The organism is Streptomyces sp. NPDC093085 (assembly GCF_040683935.1).
Classification (GTDB): Bacteria; Actinomycetota; Actinomycetes; order Streptomycetales; family Streptomycetaceae; genus Streptomyces.
Window position 1 is genome coordinate 214997 of record NZ_JBFBFB010000009.1, and the last position, 15323, is coordinate 230319.

16 protein-coding genes are annotated in these 15323 nt (G+C 73.9%); 4 read left to right on the forward strand and 12 right to left on the reverse strand.

The window, feature by feature from the left end:
* Window positions 1-126: 126 nt before the first annotated feature.
* A complete protein-coding gene (locus AB0O07_RS24350) occupies window positions 127-1599 on the forward strand; it encodes an RICIN domain-containing protein (RefSeq protein WP_365636654.1) in 1473 nt (490 codons plus the stop codon).
* Between the two features lie 39 nt (window positions 1600-1638).
* On the opposite strand, the gene AB0O07_RS24355 is transcribed toward AB0O07_RS24350, so the two are convergent.
* Complete coding sequence (locus tag AB0O07_RS24355; RefSeq protein WP_365636656.1) at window positions 1639-2262, reverse strand: helix-turn-helix domain-containing protein; 624 nt, start codon at window positions 2260-2262, stop codon at window positions 1639-1641.
* A gap of 135 nt (window positions 2263-2397) precedes the next feature.
* On the opposite strand from AB0O07_RS24355, the gene AB0O07_RS24360 reads away from it, so the two are divergent.
* Together AB0O07_RS24360 and AB0O07_RS24365 are read left to right on the forward strand one after the other, a co-directional pair.
* Window positions 2398-3804 (forward strand): cytochrome P450, encoded by a 1407-nt coding sequence (locus AB0O07_RS24360; RefSeq protein ID WP_365636659.1) that lies wholly within the window; start codon window positions 2398-2400, stop codon window positions 3802-3804.
* A 124-nt stretch (window positions 3805-3928) separates the two neighbouring features.
* A complete protein-coding gene (locus tag AB0O07_RS24365; RefSeq protein WP_365636661.1) occupies window positions 3929-4177 on the forward strand; it encodes a hypothetical protein in 249 nt (82 codons plus the stop codon).
* A gap of 24 nt (window positions 4178-4201) precedes the next feature.
* Here AB0O07_RS24365 and AB0O07_RS24370 read toward each other — a convergent pair whose 3' ends face one another.
* The 4 genes from AB0O07_RS24370 to tsaB are packed head-to-tail and all read right to left on the reverse strand — an operon-like array spanning window position 4202 to window position 6846.
* Complete coding sequence (locus AB0O07_RS24370) at window positions 4202-4459, reverse strand: hypothetical protein (protein WP_365636664.1); 258 nt, start codon at window positions 4457-4459, stop codon at window positions 4202-4204.
* A 10-nt stretch (window positions 4460-4469) separates the two neighbouring features.
* Window positions 4470-5612: a tRNA (adenosine(37)-N6)-threonylcarbamoyltransferase complex transferase subunit TsaD gene (gene tsaD / locus AB0O07_RS24375; protein ID WP_365636666.1), complete on the reverse strand. Its 1143-nt coding sequence runs from the start codon at window positions 5610-5612 to the stop codon at window positions 4470-4472.
* 5 nt (window positions 5613-5617) lie between these two features.
* A complete protein-coding gene (gene rimI, locus AB0O07_RS24380) occupies window positions 5618-6142 on the reverse strand; it encodes a ribosomal protein S18-alanine N-acetyltransferase (protein WP_365636830.1) in 525 nt (174 codons plus the stop codon).
* Window positions 6143-6192: 50 nt separating this feature from the next.
* Window positions 6193-6846, reverse strand: a complete 654-nt coding sequence (gene tsaB / locus AB0O07_RS24385) for a tRNA (adenosine(37)-N6)-threonylcarbamoyltransferase complex dimerization subunit type 1 TsaB (RefSeq protein WP_365636667.1) — start codon at window positions 6844-6846, stop codon at window positions 6193-6195.
* A 103-nt stretch (window positions 6847-6949) separates the two neighbouring features.
* Between tsaB and AB0O07_RS24390 the strand changes: the two genes are divergently transcribed.
* Window positions 6950-7516 carry a hypothetical protein gene (locus AB0O07_RS24390; RefSeq protein ID WP_365636670.1) on the forward strand — a complete coding sequence of 189 codons (567 nt, stop codon included), beginning with the start codon at window positions 6950-6952 and terminating at the stop codon, window positions 7514-7516.
* Between the two features lie 74 nt (window positions 7517-7590).
* Here the strand turns inward: AB0O07_RS24390 and AB0O07_RS24395 are convergent, their stop codons facing one another.
* The 7 genes from AB0O07_RS24395 to glmS form a co-directional block, all read right to left on the reverse strand.
* Window positions 7591-7860, reverse strand: coding sequence for a hypothetical protein (locus AB0O07_RS24395; RefSeq protein ID WP_365636673.1), 270 nt, complete (start codon window positions 7858-7860; stop codon window positions 7591-7593).
* Between the two features lie 154 nt (window positions 7861-8014).
* The gene (gene tsaE, locus AB0O07_RS24400) at window positions 8015-8605 is read right to left on the reverse strand and encodes a tRNA (adenosine(37)-N6)-threonylcarbamoyltransferase complex ATPase subunit type 1 TsaE (RefSeq protein WP_365636675.1); all 591 of its coding nucleotides are present in this window, start codon (window positions 8603-8605) and stop codon (window positions 8015-8017) included.
* 76 nt (window positions 8606-8681) lie between these two features.
* Window positions 8682-9920: an alpha/beta hydrolase gene (locus tag AB0O07_RS24405; protein ID WP_365636677.1), complete on the reverse strand. Its 1239-nt coding sequence runs from the start codon at window positions 9918-9920 to the stop codon at window positions 8682-8684.
* Window positions 9921-9932: 12 nt separating this feature from the next.
* Window positions 9933-11117, reverse strand: coding sequence for an alanine racemase (alr, locus tag AB0O07_RS24410; RefSeq protein ID WP_365636831.1), 1185 nt, complete (start codon window positions 11115-11117; stop codon window positions 9933-9935).
* A 106-nt stretch (window positions 11118-11223) separates the two neighbouring features.
* Window positions 11224-12711, reverse strand: a complete 1488-nt coding sequence (locus AB0O07_RS24415) for an NAD(P)H-hydrate dehydratase (protein WP_365636680.1) — start codon at window positions 12709-12711, stop codon at window positions 11224-11226.
* 183 nt (window positions 12712-12894) lie between these two features.
* Window positions 12895-13263: a holo-ACP synthase gene (locus AB0O07_RS24420; protein WP_365636681.1), complete on the reverse strand. Its 369-nt coding sequence runs from the start codon at window positions 13261-13263 to the stop codon at window positions 12895-12897.
* A gap of 18 nt (window positions 13264-13281) precedes the next feature.
* Complete coding sequence (gene glmS / locus AB0O07_RS24425) at window positions 13282-15177, reverse strand: glutamine--fructose-6-phosphate transaminase (isomerizing) (protein ID WP_365636683.1); 1896 nt, start codon at window positions 15175-15177, stop codon at window positions 13282-13284.
* Between the last annotated feature and the right edge of the window lie 146 nt (window positions 15178-15323).

Here is a 15323-nt window from a genome sequence, read left to right on the forward strand (position 1 = left end):
ACGACGCACCGCATGCGCCGATGCGCCTTCGGGCACTTTTTCGCGCCCTCATGGGCGCCCTTATGGCCGGCCATTGTGCCCCTGAGCCACTGTCACCCCTGCCTGAACGTCTCTAGGGTCGGGCGCGTGAGCCTATGGACCTCCCTCGAACCCCCCTCGATCACCATGGACGCGGGTGCGACCAAGACCGTGACGTTGCGGCTGCGCAACACCGGTGACGTCGTCGACGAATTCCATTTCGTCACCGTCGGTGACCTCGCGCCGTATGCCACGGTCGAGCCCCCCAGCCTGCGGCTCTACCCCGGTACCACCGGTACGGTCGCCATCACCTTCGCTCCCCCGCGCTCCCCCGACTCCACCGCGGGACCGCACCCGTACGGGGTGCAGGTGGTGCCCACCGAGAACTCCGAAGCGACGACGGTCGCCGAGGGCAATGTCACCATCGCGCCCTTCACGGAGCTGCGCGCCGAACTCGTACCGCCGACCGTCAAGGGGCGGTTCCGTGGGCGCCCCAAGCTGGCGGTCGACAACCTCGGCAACGTCAAGCTCACCGCCTCCATCAGCGGCAGCGACAACGGCGATCAGCTCTCGTACGAGATCCTGCCGGGCAGTGTGCAGATCGAGCCGGGGCGCGCCGCGTTCGTCAAGGCGACCCTCAAGCCGCGGCAGATCACCTGGGCCGGGTCGAAGCAGGACCGGCCGTACAAGCTGGACGTCCGCAGGTCGGGCGCCGAGCCGACGGCCGTCGACGGTACGTATGTGCAGCGCAGTGTGATGCCGTACTGGCTGATGACGGTGTTGAGTCTGCTGCTCGTGCTCACGATCAGCGGGCTGGTCATGTGGTTCAACTTCAAGCCCCGCGTGGTGAGCCTGGCCCAGGAGAAGACCACTCCGGTCGCCGCCGAGGTGATCAAGCCGTCCGATCCCCCGGCCGCGCTGCCCTCCGCCCCCGTCGAGGAGAAGACGCCCGAGGCTCCGGCCGCGCCCTCGCCCGAGGCCGGGGCGGGCGACGGCGAGAAGGACTCGGGGGGAGGCGAGGAGGAGCCCAAGGAGAAGAAGGACCCGGCCGAGCGCTCCCGCGTCCAGATCAGGAACGTCCTCACCGGCAAGTGCGCCGACATCCTCGGCCGTGAGAAGGGGGAGCCGAACGGGCCGGTCAGGCACTCGCTCTGCAACCCCCCGGACGAGGACAACCAGCTCTGGAACCTTGAGGTCCGCTACAAGGACAAGGCGCCCAACGGAACGAGCATCTTCCAGATCAGGAACGTCACGGACGAGCTCTGCATGGACCTGGGCGGCTACGGGGGGGTCGAGCCCGGGACGGCCGTCGCCGAGTTCCACTGCGACGGCACCACCGCCGACAACCAGCTCTGGTGGCTCGACCTCCAGCCCAACGACGGTGACACCCTGTCCCACTACTTCATCCGCAACGTCGCCAGCGACAACATGTGCCTGAAGCTCCAGCGCGCCGACCCCAACTCGGACGACTTCGGGCCGGACGCGTCGCTCGTGGTCGTGCCGTGCACGCAGGGCGAGGGCGGGGTCTGGAAGTTCGTCTCGGAGAAGAAGGCGAAGGAGCTGGCCCAGACCGGCCAGTAGCCGGCCAGGACGGCGCCCCGGGACGCGCTGCCCGCCCTCTTAGGAGGTGTGCAGCTCGCCCAGCGCCGTCCGTAGCGCTTCATCGGTAAGGGGCTCGCCCGGCAACGGGCGGGCCCCTTCAGCGCGCAGCCCGTCGAGGAAGAGCGCGAGCAGCCGCCGCCAGGACCCCGGCGCCGCCGCCTCGGCCGCCGGTACGGCCCGGCCCAGCGCGGCCAGGGTGAAGAGGACGTCCGGCGTCGACAGGTCCGTCCGTACGGTGCCCTCGGCGCGGCAGCGCGCGAGCAGGGCCTCGACGGTCACGGCGTTGTGCACGTGCAGCGCCTCCAGGGTCGGTACGCCCGGGATCGCGGTCGTCATCAGGTCGGTGACCCCCCGGTCGGTGGCGAGCCCGCCGAACGTCCGCTCCAGATACGCCGTCAGCCCCGCCCAGGGGTCCACGGCGGCCCGCGCGCGCTCCCCCGCCTCGATGGTCTCGGCGAGCCCCGCGCCGAACACGGCCTCGATCAGGGCGGCCCGGTCGGGGAAGCGCCGGTAGAGCGTGGCGTTGCCGACCCCGGCCCGGCGGGCGATCACATCCAGCGGGGCCTCCACGCCCTGCTCGGCGTAGACCGCGCGGGCCGCCGCGATCACCCGCTCACGGTTGCGCTGCGCGTCCTGTCTCACGGCCGTACCGTACCGCGCCGAGAATAACCGGGGAGTACTCCCCATTTCCTGCTATCGTCCGGGCGGAGAGGAAACGGGGAGGACTCCCCGTTTCATGGTTCCCGCTGGACGGACCGGACCCAGGAGGCCGCCACCATGCCGACCCATCCCACCGACCCCACCGGCTCCACTGGCCTTACCGGCTCCACCACCCCCACGCCTCCCCCTCCCAAGGACGCGAGCGCGGACGCGGGCGCGGGCGACGGGGTGCGCGCCGAGGACGCCGGGGCGGAGGATCTCGCCCTCGGCGACTGGCCCGGCTTCACCGCCGACCCGTACCCCCGCTACGCGGAGCTGCGCGCCACCGGCCCCGTCCACCCCGTACGCCTCCCCCTCGGCGCCCCGCAGTGGCTGGTCACCGACGGGGCCGCGATCCGCGCCGGGCTCACCGACACCGGCCGGCTGCGCAACGACATCCGCCACTCCGCCTCCTGGACCAGCGACGGCGGCCATGCCGTGGGCCGCAACATGCTCCAGGTCGACCCGCCCGACCACACCCGGCTGCGCCGCCTGGTGGCCCGGGAGTTCACCGCGCGCCGGGTGAGCGCGCTCCGCCCGCGCGTCCAGGAGATCGCGGACAGCCTGCTGGACGCGGTGGAGCGGGACGGCCGGGTCTTCGATCTGGTGGACGCGTACGGCTTCCCGCTCCCCGTCACGGTCATCTGCGAGCTGCTGGGGGTGCCGGTCGCGGACCGGGGGCCGTTCCGGGCCTGGTCGGCGGCGGTGGTCGACCCGACGGACCCGGCGGCCGGGCAGCGGGCCAACGAGGAGATGGCGGCGTACTTCCTCGGCCTCATCGAGCGGAAGCGCGCGCTCCCGGCCGGGGCGGCGGAGAGCGATCTGCTGCACGCGGTGATCCACTCCGCCGGAGGAGCGGAGGACGAGAACGGGGCGCTCGACACCGAGGAACTGCTCGGCATGGCCTTCGTGCTGCTGGTCGCCGGGCACGAGACGACCGCGCACCTGATCTCCAGCGCCGTCCACCACCTGCTGCGCCACCCCGACCAGCTCGCCGCGCTCCGTGCCGACTGGACGCTGCTGGACGGGGCGATCGAGGAGACCCTGCGGTACGAGCCACCTGTACAGGCCACGTCGTACCGGCACACCGCCGCCCCGGTCGACTTCGGCACCCCCGGCGGCCCTGGCAGCACCGCCGGCCCTGGCGGCCCCGCCGGCCCCGTCGGCACCGGAGCCGGGACACGCATCGCCGCCGGCGAGCCCGTCATGTTCTCGATCGCGGCGGCCAACCGGGACCCGGAGCGCTTCCCCGACCCGGACCGCTTCGACATCCACCGCGACCCGGCCGCCACCCGGGCCCATCTCTCCTTCGGCCACGGCATCCACCACTGCCTGGGCGCCCCGCTGGCCCGCCTGGAGGGCGCCATAGCCCTCCGTACGCTGCTGGAACGCTTCCCGGACCTGACCCTCGCCGACGAGGCCGCACCCCCCGACTGGCGCCCCGGCCTGCTGCGCGGGCTGAACCGGCTGCCGCTCCGCCGGTAGCGGGGCGAGCGCGGGGTTCCCGTTCGGGGGATTTCCCGGGAAAGGGCCACGGACGTACGCGATCATGCCCCAGCATCGAGCCGGTGAACGAGCTGAGGCAGGACCCCGTCGATCTACTGATCGCGTGCGAAGAAGCGTCGGAGACGCCGATTCGGCCCGAGTACTTCGAGGGGATGACGGTGGTGTCGGCATCCCGGTTTATGTCCTCATTCACCGTCAGGAAGGCAAGGCGTACGCCTTCTCCGAGCCGGTGCCGGGCGACGATCCGGCCACAGCGCACTACGCGACCAAAGTCGAAGTGGAACTGGGGCGTTCGCTGCCGCTGCCCACGCCCTATCCCTCCCTCGACACCTCCGTGCTCCTGAATCCCTGAATATCGGCCCGGCCCGGACGGGGGTCAGGCCGGGTCGACCGCCTCGAAGCGCCAGCGGTGGACCGGGCGGGCGGTCAGGTCCGGGGCCGGGTCGGGGAGTTCCGGCAGTTCGGCGTCGTATGCGGCCGCCCACCAGGTGATGACCAGGACCCGGTCGCCCGGGGCGCGGAGGAGTTCGCGGCGCAGCGGGGTGGCCGGCAGGGTGTGTGCGGCAGCCCAGGACAGCAGGTCGGGGCCCCGGCCGGGGGCGGCCTTCGCTTCCCACATCAGGGCGACGGTCATGAGGCGGCGGTCATGAGTAGAGGTTGTCCTTCGCCAGTTCGTGCAGGTGGTCGTGGTCGTGCGGGTGGCCGTGGCCGTGGTCGTGGCCGGGGTCCTGCGGATCCTTCCGTACGGCCGGTACGTGCGGCTCCGTGACCGGGAGCGAGGAGTCCGCCGAGAGGCCCCAGTCCGAGGCCGCGCGGCCCCGGGCGACCATCTCGGCGCCCAGCGCGGCCACCATCGCCCCGTTGTCCGTGCAGAGCCCCGGGCGCGGCACGCGCAGCCGGATGCCGGCCCGTTCGCACCGCTCCTCGGCGAGCGCGCGCAGCCGGGAGTTGGCCGCGACCCCGCCGCCGATCATCAGATGGTCGACGCCTTCGTCCTGGCACGCGCGGACGGCCTTCCGCGTCAGCACGTCGACGACCGCCTCCTGGAACGAGGCCGCCACGTCCCGTACCGGCACCTCCTCGCCCGCCGCCCGCTTCGCCTCGATCCAGCGCGCCACGGACGTCTTCAGCCCGGAGAAGGAGAAGTCGTACGGGGCGTCGCGCGGCCCGGTCAGCCCGCGCGGGAACGCGATGGCGGCCGGGTCGCCTTCGCGCGCCAGCCGGTCGATCACCGGGCCGCCGGGGAAGCCCAGATGGAGCACGCGCGCGATCTTGTCGAACGCCTCGCCCGCCGCGTCGTCGATGGTCGCGCCCATCGGCCGTACGTCGCTGGTGATGTCCGGCGCGAGCAGCAGCGACGAGTGCCCGCCGCTGACCAGCAGCGCCATCGTCGGCTCGGGGAGCGGCCCGTGTTCGAGCTGGTCGACGCAGATGTGCGAGGCCAGGTGGTTGACGCCGTACAGCGGCTTGCCGAGCGCGTACGCGTACGCCTTGGCCGCCGAGACCCCGACCAGCAGCGCCCCGGCCAGTCCGGGGCCCGCCGTGACGGCGATCCCGTCGAGGTCGCGGGCGGCGATCCCGGCGTCCTTGAGGGCGCGGTCGATGGTCGGGACCATCGCCTCCAGGTGCGCGCGCGAGGCGACCTCCGGGACGACGCCGCCGAAGCGCGCGTGCTCGTCCACGCTGGAGGCGACGGCGTCGGCGAGGAGCGTCGTCCCGCGCACGATGCCGACACCGGTCTCGTCGCAGGAGGTCTCGATGCCGAGAACGAGGGGTTCGTCAGCCATGGTTCTCAGTTCCCTGCCGTCTCTCTCGCACCATCATGGGTTTCTCTGTCCTGAGCGGTGTCCTGGGCGGTGTCCTGGGCGCGGTGGCGCATGACGAGCGCGTCGACATTGCCCGGCTGGTAGTAGCCCCGCCGGAAGCCGATGGGCTCGAAGCCGAAGCGCTCGTACAGCCGCTGCGCCCGCGTGTTGTCGACCCGTACCTCCAGCAGGACCTCCGCGCACTCGAAGGCGGTGGCCCGCTGGAGGAGGTCGGTGAGGAGCCGGGAGCCGAGGCCGGTGGACCAGTGGTCGCGGGCGGCGGCGATGGTCTGTACGTCGCCGAGGCCGCCCGCGGCGGCGAGCCCGGCGTACCCGACGATCCGCCGCTCCCCCGTCGGCTCCGAGGCCGTCTCCGCGACCACGTAGTACCGGGTGGCCCGGGGGCCGCGCGCATGCGCCAGCTCGGACCAGAACATCCCCGGTGACCAGGCGTCCTCGGGGAAGAGGGCGCGTTCGAGGGCGAGCACCGGTTCGATGTCCCACCAGCGCATCTCGCGCAGGACGACAGCGGCGGGAGAGGCAGACGAGGCGGATGAGGCCGTCACTTGGGGGTGACCACCTTGTAGTTCTTGGGCACCTGCGCGTCCGGCCGCCGCAGATAGAGCGGCAGCGGATCCAGGAACTCCCCGCCCCCCGCCAGCCGCTCCGCCGCCAGCTCCGCCAGCGCCTCGGCCGACTGGTGCTCGGGGCCGCGCGCGTCCGGGAAGGCGTCCGGGTAGAGCGTCGCCCCCGCGCCGACCACGGGGAGCCCCGCGCACCGCTCGGCGAGTTCGGCGGGGCGGTCCACCGCGGGCTCGGTCAGCCGCGTACGGAAGTCGGCGTACCGCGCCCAGTAGACCTCCTTGCGGCGGGCGTCCGTGGCGACGACGAAGGGCCCGTCCAGGCCGGAGGCGTACGCGAGGCCGTCCAGCGAGCAGAGGCCGCGCACCGGCACGCCGAGCGCCGAGCCGAACGTCAGTGCCGTCGTGAGTCCGACGCGCAGTCCGGTGTACGGTCCTGGGCCGACCCCGACGATCACCTCCGTGACGGCGTCGAGGCTCCGTCCGGCGCGGGCGAGGACCCGGTCGACGGCGGGCAGCAGCAGCTCCCCGTGGCGGCGGGCGTCGGTACGGCGCTCGGCGGCCAGGACGGCGGAACCGTCGTGGAGGGCAACGGTGACGGCGGGCGTGGCGGTATCTACGGCGAGCAGAAGCACGCAAACAGCCTACGGCTCCCACGGCCGGGGCACGGCGCCCTGCCCCGTCACCCGGCTGCTGCTAACGTCACCACGGAGTCATACGTACGAGAGGTGGATCTAGGTGTCCAGGAGCAGCTCGGGAATCGTGGCCGGGCTCACCGCAGCGGCTGTCGCCGTGGTCGGTTTCCTCGCCTTCCAGGCATCGGCGAACGTCCCCAAGACCCTGGGCAAGCCTTCGAAGGCCTCCCCCAGCTCCAGCAGCTCCGCCCCCTCCGCCGGTTCCCCCGCGCAGAAGCCGAAGGACCCGCTGGCCCTGCCGGCCGACTCGGGTACGGGGGAACGGGTCGTCTACGCGCTGGCCCAGCGCCGGGTGTGGCTGGTGGACGAGAAGGGCCGGGCGACGCACACCTTCGGGGTCATGCCGAGCACGGTCAGCCCGGACCCCGGCGCGTACACCGTGACCTCGCGCTCCGGCTCCGTGACCGGCTCGGACGGGGTCCGGATCGAGCATGTGGTGCGCTTCGCCACCGTCGACAATGTGACGATCGGGTTCAGCGCGGCCGTGGACGGCACGCTGACCAGCCCTGACCCGACGCTGAAGACGGGCGGGGTGCGGATGAAGGTGGCGGACGGCAACGCGATGTGGACGTTCGCGACGGTCGGCTCGGCGGTGCAGGTCGTGCCGTAGCGCCCGAGCGGAAACGGCCGCGCGGATACGCCCGCACGGAGACGTACGGGCGAACACGTACGAACGGATGTGCCCTATGCGGCGTCGCGCTCCCGCGCGGCGCCGCATCGCTGTCCCCGCGGACCCGCGGGGCCTTCCGTACCTTCCGGCCCCTCCGTGTCCGCGCCGCTCTCGCCGCCCTCGCCGTCCGCGCCGCTCTCCCGGAGCACCTCCAGCTCCACCGCCTCCCGCGACGCCTGGCCGGCTTCCGCGTCCGCTCCGGGGGCGGCCGGCGGGGTGGAGACGGCGGCTGCCGCCGCGCAGGACGCCAGCAGGTCTTTCATGGGGACGGACGGCGGCTGCATGGGTGCCTCCTGAGGCTCCGGGGGCAGGCACGGTTAGGCAGACCTAACCAAATCTCCCTTCCATGGGACCACGCAGGGCGGGGCCCGCGCAACATTTTGCCGACGGCTTGTCGGAAACGGGCGGCCGCACCGGGTGGGGCGGCCGTACGGGCCGCTACGAGGCGGACGGGGCCAGGACCGTCAGGTCGGCGTCGGCCCAGCGGGGCCCGAGGCCGGTCACCGTGACCGTACGGCGGTCGTCGCCGTCCGGGGCATCCGTGGCGTCCGTGGCATCCGTGGCAGCCATGGTGCCCGCGTCCCCCACGGCGCGCTCGATGACGACATGGAGGCGGTCCTCCGAGAGCTCCTCCACCTTGCCGTCGCCCCACTCCACGACGATCACCGAGTCGGGCAGCGAGACGTCGAGGTCCAGGTCCTCCATCTCGTCGAGACCGCCGCCGAGCCGGTACGCGTCGACGTGGACCAGCGCGGGGCCGCCGGTCAGGGAGGGGTGGACGCGGGCGATCACGAAGGTCGGGGAGGTGACGGCGCCCCGTACCCCCAGGCCCTCGCCGAGACCGCGGGTCAGGGTCGTCTTGCCCGCGCCGAGTTCGCCGGTGAGCATCACCAGGTCGCCGGGGCGGAGCAGGGCGGCGAGGCGCAGGCCCAGGGCCGTCATCCGCGCGGGCGAGTCGACGGCGAGAACGGTACGGGTGGCGGTGCCTGCGGTACGGGGGGTGGTGCCGGTGGGGCGGGGAGCTTCCATACGTCCCCACGGTAGCCGTACGGGCCGCTCCGGCCCGTACGGGTCAGCCCGTACGGGGCCCCTCGGCCGGTGCGGGTCAGCCCGTACGGGCCGCCATCGCCCCGACCCGTACGAGCAGGTCGGCCAGGCGGTCCGTGACGACCTCCGGGTGCTCCAGGATCACCAGGTGTCCCGCGTCCGGGACGAGGACCAGCTCCGCGTCGGGGAGCAGGTCGCCGATGACCTCGCTGTGGGTGCTGGGGGTCACCAGGTCCTTCTCGCCCGCCAGGATCAGCGCGGGGATGTCCCGGAAGACGACGGGCAGGACGGCCGTCTTGTCGTGTTCGGTGAAGGCCGGGTAGAACTCGGCGACGACATCGATCGGGGTGGACTCGATGAGGCGTTCCGCGAAGCGGGCGACGCCCGGGTCCACGTCCTTCGAGCCGAACGAGTACCGCTTGACGAGGCCCGCGGCGATCTCCGCGGTGGCCCGCCGACCGCGTTCGACCAGCTCCGCCTGGGAGCCGAGGGCCCGCAGCACGCCGGGGAGCACGGTGCGCAGGGCGGTGACACCGACGCTGGGCAGCCCCCAGGTGACCTCGCCGAGCTTCCCGCTCGACGTGCCGACGAAGGCGACCCCGGCGACCCGCTCCCGTATCAGCTCCGGGAACTGGCCGGCCAGCGCCATCACCGTCATCCCGCCCATGGAGTGGCCGACCAGCACCAGCGGGCCCTCGGGGGCGGCGGCGTCGATGACGGCCTTCAGGTCGCGGCCGAGCTGGTCGATGGTGACGGGTACGGGGTCCTGCGCGGGCCCGGGTACGGGACCTCGCGCCGGCCCCTGGGCGAGCTGGGCGACGCCCCGGGCGGAGCGGCCGTGGCTGCGCTGGTCCCAGTGGACGGTGCGGACGAGGCCGCGCAGGGCGGCGCGCTGGAAGTGCCAGGCGTCCTGGTTGAGGCAGAAGCCGTGGCTGAAGACGACGGTGACGGGCGCGGGCCGCTTCCGCCCGAAGAGCCGGCGCCGCCGCCCGCCGGACGTCCCCGGACCGGCCGCCCCGGCCGCCCCGGCCGCCCCGGCATCCCCGGCCGCTCCGGTCTCGTCGACTTCGTCGACCTCGTAGTACAACTCCGTACCGTCGTCGGCGACCGCCTTGCCGGGGGTGCCGCGCAGGGCGCCGTACGGGCCCGCCGAGTCCAGCGCGAGCCGCGCCTTGCGGCGCATGCCGCGCCCGACGGTCATCCGCTCGATCGCGACACCGGCGGCGGCCCCGGCCGCGATCACGCCGATGGCGGCGCCCGCGATCCCCGCCTTGCGCCAACTGCGGTCCTCACTCACGGTGCTCCCCCGTCATGCTGTCGTCGTGCTCTCGTCGTCCGCCCGCTCCCGCGGCTCTTCGCCGACGTAGACGCGCGGCACGCGGGTGCCGATCCGGGTGACGATCTCGTACGCGATGGTGTCGGCGGCGTCCGCCCACTCCTGGGCCGTCGGCTCGCCCCGGTCGCCGGGGCCGAAGAGGACGGCGGGGGTGCCGGGTTCGGGCGTGTCGCCGCCGAGGTCGACGACGAACTGGTCCATGGCGACCCGCCCGGCGACCGTTCTGCGGACCCCGCCGACCAGCACGGGGCCGCGCCCGGAGGCGTGCCGGGGGATGCCGTCGGCGTAGCCGAGCGGGATCAGACCGAGCGTGGTCTCGGCCGGGGTGACGTAGTGGTGGCCGTAGCTGACGCCGTGGCCCGGGGGCACCTGCTTGACCAGGGCGACGGAGGCGGAGAGCGTCATGACCGGCCGCAGCCCGAAGTCCTCGGGAACCCCGATCTCGGGGGAGGGCGAGATGCCGTACAGGGCGATGCCCGTCCGTACGAGGTCGAAGTGGGACTCGGGGAGGGTGAGGGCGGCGGGCGAGTTGGCGATGTGCCGCACCTCGGGCTCGACGCCCGCCTTCTCGGCGTACGTCACCATCTGCCGGAAGACGTCCAACTGCCCGGCGATGGAGGGGTGTCCGGGCTCGTCGGCGCAGGCGAAGTGGGACCAGAGCCCGGTGATCCGGACCTCGCCGGCCGCCTCGGCGGCGAGCGCGGCGGAGACGAGTTCCGGCCAGTCGGCGGGCTGGCAGCCGTTGCGGCCGAGCCCGGTGTCGGCCTTGAGCTGGATCCGCGCTGCCCGGCCCGCCGCCCGCGCGGCTGCGGTCACCTCGCGCAGCGCCCAGAGCCCGCTGACGGCCATGTCGAGATCGGCCTCGATCCCCTCCCGCCACGGGTCGCCGGGCGTCCAGAGCCAGCAGAGCATCCGCCCCCCGACCCCGGCGGCCCGCAGCGCCAGCGCCTCGTGCGGCGTCGCCACCCCGAGCCAGGCCGCCCCGGCGGCGCGGGCCGCCCGCGCGACGGGGAGCGCGCCGTGCCCGTACGCGTCCGACTTCACGACAGCCATCACCGCGACCCCGTCCCCCACCCGGGAACGCAGCGCGCGCACATTGCCCCGCAGGGCCGCGAGATCGACTTCGGCCCGCGCCCGAAGCGCCGCCGAGGTCTGCATGTTTCCGGTCATCGGAGCCAGTCTCTCAGCTCCGCGGGGCACCGGTCAGATCCGGCCGGGGCCGTCCGCCCCCGCACCGTGCCCGGCCCCGCCGCGCCCCGCGTCGTCAGCCGCCGTCCCCCACCACGTTCCGCCACGCCTCCCCCAGCCCCGCCGCCACGTCGTCGGCCGCCACCGGGGCGCCCCGGGCGGCGAGGCGGGCGGCGAGGCCGTGGAGGTAGGCGGCGGCCGTGGCGGCGTCGTGGGCCGGGAGGCCGGTGGCGAGGAGGGCGCCGGCGAGGCCGGAGAGGACGTCGCCGGAGCCGGCCGTGGCGAGCCAGGGGGTGCCGGTGGGGTTGACGCGGACCGGGGGTGGCGGGGTGGCGGGGGTGGGCTTCGGTGGGGTGGCGATCAGGGTGGTGGAGCCCTTCAGGAGGACGGTGGCGCCGTACCGGGCGGACAGTTCGCGTACGGCCGCCAGGCGGGCCGCCTCCACCTCCGCGCGGGGGATGCCGAGCAGCGCCGCCGCCTCGCCCGCGTGCGGGGTGAGGAGGGTTTCGGCGGTACGGGGGCGGAGCGCCTCCGGGGTGACATGGCGCAGGCCGTCCGCGTCGACCAGGACCGGGACGTCGGAGGCGAGGACCTCGGCCACCGCCGAGCGGGCCCAGGAGCCCTCGCCGAGGCCGGGGCCGACCACCCATGCCTGGACGCGGCCCGCGTCGGACGGGGGGCCCTCGTGGACCAGGGTCTCCGGGAAGCGGGCGAGGACCGGCTCGCTGCCGGGGCCCACGTACCGTACGGCCCCCGCGCCGCCCCGCAGCGCGCCCGAGACCGCGAGGACCGCCGCGCCCGGATAGCGCGCGGAGCCCGCGACGATGCCGATGACGCCGCGCCGGTACTTGTCGCTCTCCGCCGTCGGCACCGGGAGCAGCCGCGCGATGTCCGCGTGCTGCGGCGCCTCCAGGTCGGGTACGGAGGGCAGATACGGGCCGAGGCCGATGTCGATCAGCCGGAGCGCGCCCGCGTGTGTGTGCGCCGGGTCGACGAGCAGACCCGGCTTGTACGCGCCGAAGGTGACCGTCGCGTCCGCCCGTACCGCCCGCTCCGCCGACTCGACCTGCCCGCTCTCCGCCTCGACGCCGCTCGGCAGGTCCACCGCGACGACCACGGCGCCGCTGCCGCGCGCCGCCCGTACCAGCGGCACCGCGTCCGGGCGCAGCCCGCCGTGGCCGCCGATGCCGGTGATGCCGTCGAGGACGAGATCGGCGGCGGCCAGCATCTCGTACGGGTCCTCCGCGATCCGGCCGCCCGCGGCCCGCAGCGCGGCGAGACCGCCGGGGTGCGCGCGGTCGGGGGCGAGCAGGACGGCGGCGACCCCGGCGCCCCTGCGGGCCAGGCGTGCGCCGGCGTACAGGGCGTCGCCGCCGTTGTCGCCGCTGCCGACGAGCAGGACGACGCGCGCCCCGTACACCCGGCCGAGCAGATCGCCCAGCAGCCCTGCGCAGGCGGCGGCGAGACCGGCGGCGGCGCGCCGCATCAGGGCGCCCTCCGGCAGCCGCGCCATCAGCTCGCGCTCGGCGTTTCTCACGGTCTCCACGCTGTAGGCGGTACGCATCTGCTCTGCCCTGTCTGCTCTCTGCCGAGTTCCTGCCGAGTTCGGTCGGGTCCCGGGCCGCGCCGGCCCCGGCCCGTGCCCCCGATGGCTACCCCGTGCCCGTACGCGATCACCCTCCGGCGCCCGCCCTCCCCGTACGCGCCCTCCCGGCGCCCGCCCTCCCTGTCCTCCCTCTCCCCGTCCTCACCCCTCCGCGATCACCACGGCGGAGGCCACCCCCGCGTCATGGCTGAGGGAGATGTGCCAGCTCCGTACGCCCAGTTCGGCGGCGCGCGCCGCCACCGTGCCGGTCACCCGGAGCCGGGGCCGGCCGGACTCCTCGACGTAGACCTCCGCGTCCGTCCAGCGCAGCCCGGCGGGCGCGCCGAGCGCCTTCGCCAGGGCCTCCTTCGCGGCGAACCGCGCCGCCAGGGAGGCCGTGCCGCGCCGCTCGCCGCCGGGGAGCAGCAGCTCGTCCGGGACGAAGAGCCGGTCGGCCAGGTGCGGGGTGCGCCGCAGCGACTCCCCGAACCGGTCGATCTCGGCCACGTCGATACCCACCCCGATAATCACTCCGCGCCTCTCCCTCACTCACTCCACTGTGACCGACTTGGCCAGATTTCGCGGCTGGTCGACCTCGTTGCCCCGGGCCGTCGCCAGCTCGCACGCGAACACCTGCAACGGCACCGCGGCGACCAGCGGCTGGAGCAGCGTAGGCGTCGCCGGGATCCGGATGAGATGGTCCGCGTACGGTGCCACCGCCTCGTCCCCCTCCTCCGCGATCACGATCGTGCGGGCGCCCCTGGCCCGGATCTCCTGGATGTTCGAGACGATCTTGCCGTGCAGCACCGAGCGTCCCCGGGGCGACGGTACGACGATCACCACCGGCAGGTCCTCCTCGACCAGCGCGATCGGGCCGTGTTTCAGCTCGCCCGCAGCGAACCCCTCCGCGTGCATGTACGCCAGTTCCTTGAGCTTGAGCGCCCCCTCCAGCGCCACCGGATACCCGACATGGCGGCCCAGGAAGAGGACCGTCCGCTTCTCCTTCAGGGTGCGCGCGAGGGCCCGTACCGGCTCCATCGTGGCGAGCACCCGCTCCACGTCCGCCGCGATCCGCCCCAGGTCCCGTACGACGTCCCGGATCTCGTCGCCCCACTTCGTGCCGCGCCGCTGCCCCAGGTAGAGCGCGACCAGATAGCAGGCCACGAGCTGGGTCAGGAACGCCTTGGTGGAGGCGACGGCGACCTCGGGGCCCGCGTGGGTGTAGAGGACCGCGTCGGACTCACGGGGGATGGTCGAGCCGTTCGTGTTGCAGATGGCCAGCACCTTCGCGCCCTGCTCCCGGGCGTGGCGGAGCGCCATCAGGGTGTCCATCGTCTCGCCGGACTGCGAGATCGCGACGACGAGCGTACGGCGGTCGAGGATCGGGTCCCGGTAGCGGAACTCGCTGGCCAGTTCCACCTCGCAGGGCAGCCGGGTCCAGTGCTCGATGGCGTACTTGGCGATCAGCCCGGCGTGGAAGGCCGTTCCGCACGCCACGATGACCACCTTGTCCGCCTCGCGCAGCACGGGCTCGGGGATGCGCACCTCGTCGAGGGTGAGCACGCCCTCGGCGTCGATCCGGCCGAGGAGGGTGTCGGCGACGGCCTTCGGCTGTTCGGCGATCTCCTTGAGCATGAAGGAGGGGTAGCCGCCCTTCTCGGCGGCGGAGGCGTCCCAGTTCACGTGGTACGAGCGGACCTCGGCCGGGGCGCCGTGGAAGTCCGTGACCAGTACATCAACACTGCCGCCGCGGCCGCCGCCGATGCCGTCCCCGCCGCCCTTGGGGTCCCGGCGGGCCTCGACCACCTGGTCCTGGCCCAGTTCGATGGCGGAGCGGGTGTGGGCGATGAACGCGGCGACGTCGGAGGCGAGGAACGCCTCGCCCTCGCCGACCCCGACGACCAGCGGCGAGTTGCGGCGGGCGCCGACGACGACGTCGGGCGCGTCGGCGTGGACGGCGACGAGGGTGAAGGCGCCCTCCAGGCGGCGGCAGACCTGGCGCATCGACTCGGCGAGGTCGTCGCAGGAGGAGAACGCCTCGGCGAGGAGGTGCGCGACGACCTCGGTGTCGGTCTCGGAGCCGAGGTCGTGGCCGCGTTCGGCGAGTTCGGCGCGGAGGGCGGCGAAGTTCTCGATGATCCCGTTGTGGACGACGGCGACCCGGCCCGCGTTGTCCAGGTGCGGGTGGGCGTTGGCGTCGGTGGGGCCGCCGTGGGTGGCCCAGCGGGTGTGGCCGATGCCGGTGGAGCCGCCCGGCAACGGGCTCTCCACCAGCTCCTTCTCCAGGTTGAGCAGCTTGCCCGCCTTCTTGGCGGTGGCGAGCCCGCCGTCGGCGAGGACGGCGACCCCTGCGGAGTCGTATCCCCGGTACTCCAGGCGCTTGAGCCCCGCGACGACGACGTCGAGCGCCGGCTGACCGCCGACGTACCCTACGATTCCGCACATAACGCTCCTCCGAAGCTCCCTTTTCCGATGAATTGCTGACATATCGTCACACAAGGGAGGGTGGCTGGCGGGGAGCGCGGGCCCGCGTCGGGGCTCGGGGGGCGTGACGTAACACACCCGCCACAATCGGACACGCTCCCCCACAA